The 13,665-nt window shown below is 37.3% G+C and carries 6 protein-coding genes; 2 read left to right on the forward strand and 4 right to left on the reverse strand.

Going from position 1 to position 13,665, the window contains the following annotated elements; genetic code table 11:
• Positions 1 to 235: 235 nt before the first annotated feature.
• The 4 genes from ACFQ13_RS10895 to ACFQ13_RS10910 all read right to left on the reverse strand — a co-directional run bounded on the left by ACFQ13_RS10895 (position 236) and on the right by ACFQ13_RS10910 (position 9,599).
• A complete protein-coding gene (locus ACFQ13_RS10895; protein ID WP_386117216.1) occupies positions 236 to 1,948 on the reverse strand; it encodes a LamG-like jellyroll fold domain-containing protein in 1,713 nt (570 codons plus the stop codon).
• 11 nt (positions 1,949 to 1,959) lie between these two features.
• Entirely contained in the window at positions 1,960 to 3,495 is a 1,536-nt protein-coding gene (locus tag ACFQ13_RS10900) for a RagB/SusD family nutrient uptake outer membrane protein (RefSeq protein ID WP_386117218.1), read from the reverse strand.
• Between the two features lie 11 nt (positions 3,496 to 3,506).
• A complete protein-coding gene (locus tag ACFQ13_RS10905; protein WP_386117219.1) occupies positions 3,507 to 6,539 on the reverse strand; it encodes a SusC/RagA family TonB-linked outer membrane protein in 3,033 nt (1,010 codons plus the stop codon).
• 249 nt (positions 6,540 to 6,788) lie between these two features.
• Positions 6,789 to 9,599, reverse strand: coding sequence for a LuxR C-terminal-related transcriptional regulator (locus ACFQ13_RS10910; RefSeq protein ID WP_386117222.1), 2,811 nt, complete (start codon positions 9,597 to 9,599; stop codon positions 6,789 to 6,791).
• A 552-nt stretch (positions 9,600 to 10,151) separates the two neighbouring features.
• Here ACFQ13_RS10910 and ilvD point away from each other — a divergent pair.
• A complete protein-coding gene (ilvD, locus tag ACFQ13_RS10915; RefSeq protein ID WP_386117224.1) occupies positions 10,152 to 11,831 on the forward strand; it encodes a dihydroxy-acid dehydratase in 1,680 nt (559 codons plus the stop codon).
• A gap of 98 nt (positions 11,832 to 11,929) precedes the next feature.
• Complete coding sequence (ilvB, locus tag ACFQ13_RS10920) at positions 11,930 to 13,663, forward strand: biosynthetic-type acetolactate synthase large subunit (RefSeq protein WP_386119430.1); 1,734 nt, start codon at positions 11,930 to 11,932, stop codon at positions 13,661 to 13,663.
• Positions 13,664 to 13,665: the final 2 nt, after the last annotated feature.

Below are 13,665 nucleotides of genomic sequence, written 5' to 3' on the forward strand. Positions count from 1 at the left end.
CATCGCTATTGCGATTAGCTAATTTATGTTGAATAAACCCTGTATAAAAATCCACTTGCCACCTTCAAAATAAGACATAATTTAGGCTACTCTGATACTTTTATGTACAGCGGAATCTATAGTCCAAAGTATTGGGATATAGCGGCATAATTAGGGATTCTAAGCATGCCGCCAATAAAATATAGGGGTAATTAGTCGGGATTATTCAATTCAATCTTTTCTAACTTTTAGCGTCTTAAAGCATCTCTGCAATCTCTGACGGCGATAAGGCTTTATTAAACAACCTTAACTCATCAATACCACTTAAATCTGATAAGTGCCCCCAGTAACTGAAGGTCTCCCCACCAGCTCCAATTGTAATATCTGTACAACCCGTCCAGTCTACACTAGAGCCTAATGCAGATGAAAGTTGTTCTACACCGTTAAAGTAAATTTTACTTTCCGTAGCCGATACCGTTAGAGCCACATGAACCCATTCGCCTGCAGTAACATCAATAACACCACCATCATTCCAACTTTCTCCATCTCCAATACCAATATTTGCTTTAATCGTTTGTTCCGTAGCACTACCTTCTCTAAACAATCTGAAGCCTTGATTTCTATTTTCTGGGGTATCATTTCCTACAACTAGGATCCCAGAACGATCTGGTGACCCATCAACTTTATACCAAAAGGTTGCACTAAAAGCATCCGCACCAAACAAACCATCTATAGGAAATGTAAGGTAAGAATCTGCTGCACCCATAAATGCATTTCCTCCTTCGTAACCTTCACCTAAAAAGGTTGTAGACCCTACCATAGCTGGTTCATCTAAGCTTACAAATTCAGTATTAAACCCATCAAAAGGCATGTAAAACGTTTCACCATCATAGGTTGGCTCATAAGGATTGGTGACGTTAATCATATTCTGAATTTCGTCTTGCGTTAATGTGGTATCAAACAAACGCAATTCATCCATAATACTATTGTCCGATTCGTGACCCCAATAGCTAAAGGTTTCACCTCCTGCACCAATGGTTAAATCCGTAGTTCCTGTCCAATCAATAGCACCACCAAGTTCTGCTGTATACACAGGTAAACCGTTAAGGTAAATGATTGTTTCTGTTGATGAAATTGTAAATGCTACATGTACCCACTCATCAGCAGTGACATCTATAACACCACCATCATTCCAACTTTCGGCATCTCCAGTACCAACATTTAATTTAATACGTTGCTCTGTTGCACTTCCTTCTCTAAATAACCTTAAACCTTGATTTCTGTTTTCAGGAATATCATTTCCGATAGTTAAAATCCCTGATCTATCTGGATCTCCATCTACTTTGTACCAGAACGAACCACTCATTTGACTTCCAAACATACCTTCCACTGGGAATGTTATATAAGAATCTTGAGTTGCACGGTAAGCGTTTGTTCCTGCAAAATACTCACCTGCAAAAGTTGGAGTACCAACTTCTGAAGCCTCTGTTATAGATAGAAGTTCTGTATAACTACCATCGAAAGGCATGTAAAAAACCTCACCTTCAAATAATGCTTCATATGGAGGGGCTTTAGAAAAGTTAACCGTACTGATGGTTGCATTTCCGGCTAAATCATTACCGGTTACCGTTAATACGTGATCGCCACTAGACAGGCTATCATAAGTAAAGGTTTCGTTAACCACTCTATAATCTAAAAACGTATCAAAGGTTGCAATGTCTACACCGTCTAAGTTAAGCACCACTGAACTTACTTCGATATCATCTTCGACTTCAAATTTAATCTCAATAGGCACTATCAGTTCTAAACCTGTGATTACCGTTCCTTCTGTAGGATAGTTAATGGTGACTACAGGTGCTCCTGCATCTGGTCCTGGATCTACGTCTGTAATTGGATCAATACCATCGTAGCATGATGCCATGCTTAGCATTACAACCAATCCTAATATGTATTTATATATGTTTTTCATGTTCTAGGTTTTTATTGGTTAAGTGGTAATAAATCTAACTGTGCTTGTGGGTAAGGTAAAAGCTTATCATCAGCTGTAAATGTTCGTCCTTCATAACTTAATTCATCAAATTTATTTAAACGAATCATATCAAAGTAACGCACACCCCATTCCATAGCAAGTTCAGCAAATTTTTCATCCATAACATCATCAGTAGTTACTCCTGCTAATGCTGGCATGCCTACTCTTGCTCTTACTTCGTTTACAGCATCATCAGCAGAACCCGCTGAACCACTTGCGCCTTGTGTTAAGGCTTCTGCATACATTAATAAGATTTCTGCGTATCTGATAACTAAAAGGTTTTTACCAGAACCATATCTTGTTCTACCTGGAGTTAAATCTACAGACGGTAAATAATGTTTTCCACTGGCAAACATTGCTCTAGCGTAATCGTTAAAGATGTCACCATCTTCAGTTACATTAGAGATAAAGCTTGGTAGCGTTGCATAAGCCGGATCTGAAGTAATTTCATCAATACCACGAGGTGTGAAATTAACACTTGTTGATAATCGTGTAGTTTCCCCTCTATCAATCATGAACTTAATAAACTTTAAACTTGGCTCATAGAAGCCCCAACCTCCAGAAGCACCTTCTACAACTGGTGTCCAGTCTGATGGTCCGAAAGGTCCGTACTCATGAGCGTTCTCAGTACCAGATTCCGTACCGTAATCTGAGAACTGAAGTTCGAATAAGTTTTCATTACTACGCTCGCCTTCTTTTTTAAATAAGTGGTAGTAATCTGGGTAAAGGTTAAACTTACTAGAATTGATAATTTCTCCTGTAACATCGGCTACAGCTTGGTAATTTTCTAATTCTAATTGTGCTAATGCTTTTATGGCTAAAGCGGTGTACTTTGTAACTCCACCAGAAACATCTTGTCTTTCGTTTGGTCTAGCATCTGGTAAAAATGGAATGGCTTCATCCATTAAATCCGAGATGTATTGCATAACCTCTTCTTTAGTTTTAACCCCATTTTCGAGTTCTGCATTGATATCTGAAGATTCAATAATAAAAATATCTCCCCAAAGTCTTGACATTTGAAAGTGTGTAAACCCACTTAATACTTTACATTCTGCCATGTATTGATCTGCACGTTCTATATCGTCATCTTCAACTGCAAAATCTTTATACGATTGTATGGTTTCGCGAGAGCTTACAATTCTTACAATATCACCATAGAAATTCTCCCAAATTTGGTTGTACATCCAAAACCCATTATCGTAATTAAAAAGGTCTGTATCTGCAAACTGCGGCTGATCTCCAAGACCACCTGCATTAACATCGTCACCGCGTACGCCAATTAATAATGGGTCTTCCCATCCTCTTGAATAAACTGCTGAATACGACCCGATAAGTGGTAAAATCATATCCTCAGAAATGGTAAAATCTAGATCATCTGCCGCGAGCTGACCATCATTTTCTTCTAATTTATCTGCACATGAAAAAACGACCATACAGATTGCTAGCGTAAGGGCTAACGGTTTTATTATTTGATTTATATTTTTCATAATAGCTTTTTTTAAATTTTAATATTCACACCAAAAGTATATACTGCAGGTACAGGATAAGTTTGACGATCTACACCATCACTAACTTCAGGGTCGAATCCGTTATAATTAAAAACTGTAATAGGACGTTCTGCCGTACATGTAAATCTTACTTCTGGCATATTTTCTCCTAAAGCTTTTGCTGGAAGTGTATAGGCTAACTGAATGTTTTGAACTCTAAAGTACGAACCATCTTCTACAAAGAAGCTGCTCATTTTCTGGTTCCAAGCCTTTCTTCGTCCTTCTGAAGACGGGTAAGAATTACTCGTTCCTTCACCATGCCATCTGTTGATTGCAAAATCAGCATCAATATTAGTGTCATTAGTAAAGATCACCTCACCTCTTTTACGGTTTAAGATTTTATTTCCAGTCTGACCCGAAACTGCTACAGAAACTTCAAAGTTTTTATAAGCCACATTGAAGTTACCACCATAACTAAAGGTTGGTAAATAAGAACCTAATACCACACGGTCATCAGCATCGATAACACCATCGTTATTTTGATCTTTATAAATTAAATCTCCAGGAATTAACTGGTTGTTATTTTGACTGGCTTCGTATTGTGCTGTTGGATCTGCAGCCACTTGTGCATCATTTTGATAAACACCAGCAACTTCCCAACCATAAAAAGCATTTACAGGCTCGCCAACAATAAGACGTTGACGGAACTCAGCGCTCCCTGTATCTACATAACCTTGTTCGCTGTCTATTTTAGTGACTTCATTTTTAAGCGTCGCAATGTTACCTCCTATAGAAAAACTCCAATCGTCATTAATATGCTGTGTCCATGTGGCTGCAACTTCTAAACCTTGGTTACGCATTTCTCCAATATTGGTATCTACAACCTCAGCAGTAATTGGCGTTACCTTAGGTAATACTAAATCTTTAGTATCACGAATGTAATAATCTACCTCAAAAGTCAATCTATTATTAAAAAGACGAGAGCTAATACCGAAGTTTGTTTCTTCTAAAATCTCACGTTTTAAGTTTTGAAAGGTGTTAGTTGTTAAGATCCCATTCATTTGTGTATCTCCGATATCTGCCGTGGTCTGGGATACGGTTCTTGTTCCGGCACTACCTCCTAAGAATCCATTAGCTAACTGCCCCCAACTACCTCTTAATTTTAAGAAATTTATAGTATTGCTATCGCTTAAAAAGTTTTCTTCAGAAAGTACCCATCCTAATCCAACAGCTGGTGTTGTTACCCATAATTCACGAGGGAATCTTCCATCACCTTCATGTCTTAAAGTCGCGTTGAATAAATATTTATTCTTATAACCATATTCTACTCTTCCGAAGTAAGCAATAGAATATTGACGGTCTCCAGATTCAAAAACTTGCTCATTAAAGGTTGTTGGATCCGCAAAATTTAAATACCAAGAGCTCTCTAAACCGATACCTTGAATTTCATTACCTGTTGCAGAAAAGGCATTATCTTGATAATCTCTATAAGACGATCCGGCTAAAACGGTTAAGTTATGATCTCCAAAAGTATCTGTATACGTTAACGTATTATCCCAAATTTGCTTTGAGTATTTTAACTCCGCTCTTCGTATACCAGACTGTGCACGTTGCGACTGCCCAGAAATAAAATATGGCAAATACACATTACGTTCTGAGATAGTTGTATAATCATGACTATAAGACGTTTTAAACTTTAATTTATCTGGAATTAAGCTGTAGTCTAAAAACATACTTGTTAAAACCTTTCTGATTTTAAGCTGATTGTTATTATAAGTCATTGTAGGAAATGGGTTTTGAGACCCGCGGTAACCTAATAAAGTGGCATCTGAAAACGGCGTTGTTGTGGCAGCCGTATTCGTATAATCGTAAACAGGTAAGATTGGCACTGCTGAATAAGCTTGAAACCACGCTCCATTTTCAGGATTGTACTGTGTAGCATTACTAAAAATAGCGTTGGTCCCTAAGGTTAAACGATCTGATAATTCAATATTAAGGTTAGACTGAATATTAAAACGCTCATACTCATTCTTCATATCTAAAATCCCTTCTTGCGAAAAGTAATTGGCATTTACGCTATAGGTCGTTTTTTCTGACCCTCCTGTAACACCAATAGCATGACTAGAAATTGGAGCCACACGTAAAATCTCTTTATACCAATCTGTATTTACATCTGGTACATTAGGATTTACACGACTTCTCCCAAAACGTTGCATAGCATTGTTTACAAAATCGATATCAGCTTGAGAATTGGATTCGTAAGCCATAGTCACAAACTGCTCTGCATTGGCCATTTTAAGCACATTTTGAGCATTCTGATATCCGGTATAACCATTATAAGTAAATACAGGTTTTTGCTCGGTTCTACCATTTTTAGTTTCAATGATAATAACCCCGTTGACCCCAGCTTGTCCAAAAATTGAAATTGAAGACGCATCTTTTAATACAGAGATCGTTTCAATTTGATTGGTATCTAAGAAATCAATAGTATCGTAAAACATACCGTCAACAACGTAAAGTGGTGTATCGCCACCTTTATAAGAGTTGGCCCCTCTAATACGTACTGTTGGAGATCCTCCAGGAGTACCACTACTCACCACTTGCACACCAGCGACTTTACCTTGAATAGACTGCATAACATTACTACTCGGTGTTTTAGCAACATCTTCAGATTTCACAGTAGAAATGGCTCCGGTTAAATCGGCTTTTTTCTGAGTTCCATACCCAACAACAACGACCTCATTAAGTGATGCAATATCATCCTTTAAGATGACATTGATTTGAGATGCACTTGTTACGGTGATAACCTGCGGCGTAAATCCGACATAGCTAAACTCAATCTGGTCCCCGACTTCAGCTTTAATGGTATATTTTCCATCAAAGTCTGTTGTGGTTCCTCTACTTGTTCCTTTAATTATGACACTTGTCCCTGGTAGGGGCATTCCATCACTCTCACTTGTTACAGTTCCATTAATTTCTTTCTGTTGTGCAAAAGAACAGATCGAAAAAAACAACATCAACAATAGACTAATTTTTGTTTTCATATAGATTGTTTAATATTAAATAATAGAGTTAGTTTATTTAATTACGAAGTTAAAATCTAATGTTAAACCCTGTTAACATCTATTTACATTTTAAATACGCCATACATCCGCAATACAGCGTACATCACACCATAAAACTAGCTATGACGTACTATAAAGCTATAAAAAAAACGTTGTAGTAGGGTTATATTCTCTTAAATGACGTAGTAATGACGTAGTGAAGTGTCATCATAATAAGAATTATTACGCCTAATTTTTGATATTTAACAAATAATCCACCAAAGAAATGTCATTTTCCAAATCTAACTTCTTTTTCAATCGGTATCTATGGGTTTCTACCCCTCTAACCGAGATATTCATTAGCGGAGCGATTTCTTTTGAGGAAAGATTCATTTTGATGTAGGCACAAATCTTCAAATCTTTCGGAGTAAGGACGGAATGTTTAGCCTTAAGAGTTTCAAAAAATTCATCGTGTACCTGACTAAAATTATTCTCAAAAACTTCCCATTCGTCTTTAAGGACTATAGAATTATCGAGCTTTTTCACCAACTTTTTATACGAATAATAATTGCTGAAACTATCCTTATTCGCCATCAATTCCTTTTTGATATCTTGAAGGGTTTCATTTTTCTTTACCAAAGCCATGGCGTTATTGGCTAATTGCTTACTCTTAAGTTTTATTTCATTTTGTAACGAGTCGTTCTTTAATTGCACAATGCGCTTTTCATTTTCTAAAGTTTGCTCGCGAAGCATTTCTTGTTGTGCTTTTTGGTACTTCTCTCTAATAAGCTGTTGCTCCTTGGCCATTTTTTTATGGTGAAGAGTGTAAAATAAAACCACCGTTAATAGCACTAAAACAAAATAGACCACATACCCCCAAGTATCCTTGTACCATGGCGGTAAGACTTCTAAATTTAAAGCTTGCGCCTCAGAGACGTTCCCCGCATTATCACCAGTTCTAAAAAACAGGGTATAGTCTCCATCTAATAAATTAGCGAACTCTACTTTTGGCCCCTCCACTTTATACCAGTCCGCATTTTTTGGTAGCACTTTAGATTCTGATATATGATATTCGAAATAATGATTTTTTGATTTAGACGATGATAACACCACACTAATACTTTCCTTAAACTTAAAATCTATTGGCGCTTTATCTAAATCCTGAATCGCTACAGGGACCTCGTTAATGCTGATGCTTTCAATTTTAGGTTTATACAAATCTGCACGAGCGGTAGCTTTAGAATTAATCATCATAAAGCCGTTGTCCAAGTTCAATGCGTAAATAGAGTCCGATAGCACAGAAACATTTTCATACCCTACGATATAACTATTCTTTAGAAAACTATCATTGAGCACAAATTCCTTTTGACTGTTGTCTAAAGATTTAAACTTTATAAAGCCTGCTTTATTTTTTAAGGCAAATAAATCGGCATTATCATCAGAAATAATATAACTCTCCTTTCCTAAGACGTCGTTTAATAAAGTATAAGGTACAATGGAATCTAAGATCGGTTCATATTTCTGCCAGCCCCCATTGGTGGATTTAAAGCTAATATGGTTCTTTATATTATAGACCCGAACATTATAAGAAGAACTAATCCCTTTATCTTCATAACTCAATACCGATTCAATACTCTTATAATCTTCAGAAAATTTAATTTTAGACACTCCTTTTATGGCATGAGCCACCCAAGCGGTGGTTGGATTTTCAAACACTAAAAATCGTGCGGGAATTGCTGTTTTTCCCAAATGTTGCGCCTTCCAAACCCCATCCTTTTTTTCAAACTTTACCAATCCAGAGTAGGTCCCTTGAATATAGGTCCCTTGGCGCTCTGGAACTTTCTTAATTGTCCAACCGCCGGTATAGTCCGATATTAAAGTGAGTTGATCGTTTTCAACAATAAACGTTCCTTCGTTATGACCACAGAACAAATCGCCTTCAACAATTTCCAAATCCCACACTTGCCCTTGAGACCCTTCAATAAATTGTAATGTTCCATCGTCGTTTAAACGAAATAATCCCGTATTGGTTCCTACATAAATATGCCCCTTATAAGGTAACACATCGTAAACCGCACCGAGCTTTCCAGAAACATCGTTAAAAAAGTAATTAGAACTATGCAGTTCTACATTTGCAATACCATTATCTAAACCCAGCCAAAGATTATCGGTGTCATCTAAACATTGCCCTAAAACCGTATTATTAAACAGTCCATTTTCCTTACTAATATGAAACTTTTTACGCCCTTGATGGTCGGTAAGAAACAATCCATCTTTAATAGTCCCAAAAACCATATCCCCATTTTTAAGGACCGAAAACTCATTTAGCTGGTGCAGCTTAATCGCTTTATTAATTTCAAAATCGGTAGGTTCAAGTTGGTCCTCCTCTAAGAAATAACTTCCTTTTAAAGAAGTCATCAGGAGCAGTTTCCCTTCATAGGCATCGATAGAAATGATTTTGGTATCTTTTAAGAGATCATCAAAAAAGAAAGGTTCCAAACGCATATCCTTTAACACGAAAACGCCCTCATTTAAGGTACTTACCAACATTTTATCATCAACAACACTACAAGAAATTATAACCGATCGCGACTTAAGCTGTGTTACGGTTTTAAAATCATAGACATAGACGTTTAAGAACGATCTAAAAATAATTTTATCCTTATACTTTACAATTCCCCAAATCTCTTCATTAGGTGCAATTTGATCGGCCACCAAAGCACTTAAAGAATGGTATTTTAGTTGTGCAAATTCATCACGTTCCCAATACCCAAAAGCTTCATAAGACCCCGTGTACACTCTATCCTTAGTTGCTAAAACAGAACGTACAATAGTTTTATTGGGTAACGGATAAAATTTCCAAACCAAAGCGTCATACTCTAGCAAACCACTATTGTTAGCTACATACACTTTACCATCAGGAGCTCTAGAGATATCCCAGTTTTGGTTTCCCGCTTTATATTCGGCCAAGGTGTAATTATGGATACTAGGCGCAAATTGCCCAAAGCATTTAAATGAAACTATAATTAAAAGTAATGTGAATGAAAGAAACTTATTCATAAGCTTAAAATACCTAATTAGGGTCACAGGATTAAAAAAATTGAAGTCGATAGGCACGCTAAAAAGCGCCCAAAGAGACGTAAATCTAACCTTCGTTATTGACAAAGATAAAACATTAGGAAGACTGCTAATTTTAAATCGACTTCAATTCTTCGCGTCACTTATTTTACGGGCCATCTCCGTAAATTTGTCCTCTAAATATTTTGCAGAACAGATTTAAATTCCAATATTTGACAAGTACAATGAACAGACAATTCTTAAATAGCATTATTATTATTCGCATCGAAATTATTCTTCGACGCCATGGGATGCTATAATATAAAATTAAATAACACTATATCGTAAGCCTTCCACTCTTTTGGAAGGCTTTTTTTATGCAAAAAATTAAAGCTTTTGAACATCATAATTAAAACCAATTAAATAACTGATTTGCAACAACTTAACACAAACCCGTAAGTATTGAATTTAGATGAACAATTGCAATCCTATTATCAAAACCATACATAACAAGTAATTTAGATTCATTAAATCAATTTTGCCTTTAATAAAACTATGAGCGAATTAAATAAATACAGTAAAACCGTAACTCAAGATGCCACACAACCGGCTGCTCAAGCCATGTTGCATGCTATAGGGTTAACAAAAGAAGATTTTTTTAAACCTATCGTTGGTATAGCCAGCACGGGTTACGAGGGCAACCCTTGTAATATGCACCTTAACGATTTGGCCAAACTTGTAAAGCAAGGCACAAAAAATGAAGATGTTGTAGGCCTCATCTTTAATACCATTGGAGTGAGTGATGGTATTTCTATGGGAACACCAGGCATGCGTTACTCGCTACCTTCTAGAGATATTATCGCAGATTCTATGGAAACTGTTGTTCAAGCTATGAGTTATGATGGTTTAGTGACTGTTGTAGGCTGTGATAAAAACATGCCAGGCGCGTTAATGGCCATGATCCGATTAAACAGACCGTCTATATTAGTGTATGGCGGAACTATAGATTCCGGTTGCCACAACGGAAAAAAACTTGATGTTGTTTCTGCTTTTGAAGCTTGGGGAAGCAAAGTGGCCGGCACCATGGATGAAACCGAATATCAAAATATTGTTGAAAAAGCCTGTCCGGGCGCTGGGGCTTGTGGAGGAATGTATACAGCCAACACCATGGCATCAGCTATTGAGGCCTTAGGGATGACATTACCATTTAACTCCTCTAATCCCGCTTTAAGTGATGCCAAAAAAGAAGAGTCTGTAAAAGCAGGTGAAGCTTTACGTGTGCTTTTAGAAAAAGATATTAAACCTTCAGATATCATTACCAGAAAATCAATTGAGAATGCTGTAAGACTGGTCACGATTTTAGGAGGTTCAACCAATGCCGTATTACACTTTTTAGCGATTGCTAGAGCGGCTCAAATAGATTTTACCTTAAAAGATTTCCAAGATATAAGTGACAACACGCCTTTTTTAGCCGATTTAAAACCAAGCGGTAAATACTTAATGGAAGATGTACATGCCATTGGCGGTATTCCTGCCGTTTTAAAATACTTATTAAAGAAAGGCTTAATTCATGGTGACTGTTTAACAGTTACCGGAAAAACGATTGCTGAAAACTTATTGGATGTACCAGATTTAGCCGAAGGACAAGACGTTATACATTCTATAGAAGAGCCAATTAAGATTTCAGGACACCTTAGAATGTTGTATGGCAATTTAGCGACCGAAGGAAGTGTTGCTAAAATTACTGGAAAAGAAGGCTTATGCTTTAGAGGAAAGGCTAAGGTTTTTGAAGGCGAGTATGCTGCTAACGATGGTATCCGAGACGGAAAAGTTAAAAAAGGAGATGTTGTAGTTATTCGTTATGAAGGTCCAAAAGGGGGACCTGGAATGCCAGAAATGCTTAAACCAACAGCCGCTATTATGGGGGCCGGATTAGGAAAAGACGTGGCATTAATAACCGATGGACGTTTCTCTGGAGGGACTCACGGTTTTGTCGTAGGTCATATTACACCCGAAGCACAAGAAGGGGGAACTATTGCAGTCGTTAAAGACGGTGATATAATTACCATTGATGCTGAAACCAATTCCATTTCTCTTGAAGTGTCTGAAGAAGAACTTCAAAAAAGACGTGAACAATGGACCGCACCAGAATTAAAGTTTGAACGTGGCGTCTTATACAAATACGCCAAAACCGTATCATCAGCATCCAAAGGATGTGTTACTGATGAGTTTTAAAATAAGAAAAGACAAGGAGCACATAGCCAAGAATTAAATGGCCTTGATTAACAAGACCAATGACCTCAACCGCCACACTCCATAATCCATTAAACCCTATGGAAATTAAAACAGAAGAAAATAAATTACAGCAAAGCTCCACTACAGAACGTATTTCTGGTAGTGAAGCCATTATTAAGTGTTTATTGGCTGAAGGTGTCGATATACTTTACGGATATCCAGGCGGTGCCATTATGCCTGTGTATGATGAACTTTATAAGTATCAAGATAAAATTCACCACGTCTTAACACGTCATGAACAAGGAGCAACACATTCGGCTCAGGGCTATGCCAGAATTTCTGGAAAAGTTGGAGTTTGTATGGCTACCTCAGGACCTGGTGCTACTAATCTTATCACCGGAATTGCAGATGCACAAATAGACTCAACCCCTATGGTATGCATCACCGGTCAGGTGGGTTCGCATTTATTAGGAAGTGACGCATTTCAAGAAACCGATATTGTAGGCATCTCTACACCGGTAACCAAATGGAATTGCCAAATTACCAAAGCTTCGCAAATTCCAGAAATGTTAGCTAAAGCCTTTTATATTGCTAAAAGCGGAAGACCAGGACCTGTATTAATTGATATTACAAAAGATGCACAGTTTGAAGAATTCGACTTTAAATATGAAAAATGTAAAGGTGTAAGAAGTTATAAGCCCGTTCCTGAAACGGATACCACATCACTTCAAGCCGCGGCAGACCTTATAAATTCAGCTAAAAAACCATTAATTGTTTGGGGACAAGGCGTTATTTTAAGTAAAGCTGAAGAAGAATTTAAAGCTGTTATTGAAAAAGCCGGAATTCCATCGGCTTGGACCATTTTAGGTGCCTCCGCCATACCAACTGCTCACCCTTTAAATGTGGGTATGGTAGGTATGCATGGTAATTATGCGCCTAATGTTCTTACCAATGAATGTGACGTCTTAATTGCAATAGGCATGCGTTTTGACGATCGTGTTACCGGTAATTTAGCCTCATACGCTAAACAAGCGAAGGTCATTCATTTTGAAATTGATCCTGCTGAAATTGATAAAAATGTAAAAACAGATATCGCCGTTCTCGGTGATGCTAAAGCAAGCCTAAAAAGTTTACTGCCTTTATTAGAAACAAAATCGCATACCGATTGGCATCAAAAATTTAAGGACTTATATGCTATAGAATACGATAAGGTTATAAAACATGACCTTCACCCTACTAAAGAGGGTCTAACTATGGGCGAAGTGCTTAAAGAAATCAATATTCAAACTAAAGGAGAAGCCGCTATCGTAAGTGACGTGGGGCAACACCAAATGATTGCCTGCCGTTATGCTGACTTTAAAGTCTCTAAAAGTAATATAACCTCTGGTGGTTTAGGGACAATGGGCTTTGCGCTTCCTGCTGCAATTGGTGCAAAAATGGCCGCTCCAGAAAGAGAAGTGGTAATGATTGCCGGTGATGGTGGTTACCAAATGACCATACAGGAGTTGGGGACTATTTTTCAGCAACGTGTACCCGTAAAAATAGTGGTTTTAAATAATGAGTTTTTAGGAATGGTACGCCAATGGCAACAGTTGTTTTTTGACAAGCGTTATGCTTCTACAGAAATGACTAACCCCGATTTTATTGCCATAGCCAAAGGTTACCATATCGAGGCTCAAAAAGTTACAGAACGAAAAAATCTAAAAGCAGCCATCAAAGACATGATTGATTGTGAGGGGCCTTATTTCTTAGAAGTAAGAGTAGAAAAGGAAGATAATGTTTTTCCTATGATCCCAACAGGTGCAAGTGTTTCAGATATAAGATTAGAGTAATT

It is taken from the genome of Winogradskyella rapida, from assembly GCF_042675845.1.
Taxonomy (GTDB): domain Bacteria; phylum Bacteroidota; class Bacteroidia; order Flavobacteriales; family Flavobacteriaceae; genus Winogradskyella; species Winogradskyella rapida.

Excerpts from the sequence above, each read along its gene's own strand:
- ilvB (WP_386119430.1), top strand. The coding sequence starts at position 11,930 with ATGGAAATTAAAACAGAAGAAAATAAATTACAGCAAAGCTCCACTACA.
- ACFQ13_RS10900 (WP_386117218.1), bottom strand. The coding sequence starts at position 3,495 with ATGAAAAATATAAATCAAATAATAAAACCGTTAGCCCTTACGCTAGCA.
- ACFQ13_RS10895 (WP_386117216.1), bottom strand. The coding sequence starts at position 1,948 with ATGAAAAACATATATAAATACATATTAGGATTGGTTGTAATGCTAAGC.
- ACFQ13_RS10910 (WP_386117222.1), bottom strand. The coding sequence starts at position 9,599 with ATGAATAAGTTTCTTTCATTCACATTACTTTTAATTATAGTTTCATTT.
- ilvD (WP_386117224.1), top strand. The coding sequence starts at position 10,152 with ATGAGCGAATTAAATAAATACAGTAAAACCGTAACTCAAGATGCCACA.
- ACFQ13_RS10905 (WP_386117219.1), bottom strand. The coding sequence starts at position 6,539 with ATGAAAACAAAAATTAGTCTATTGTTGATGTTGTTTTTTTCGATCTGT.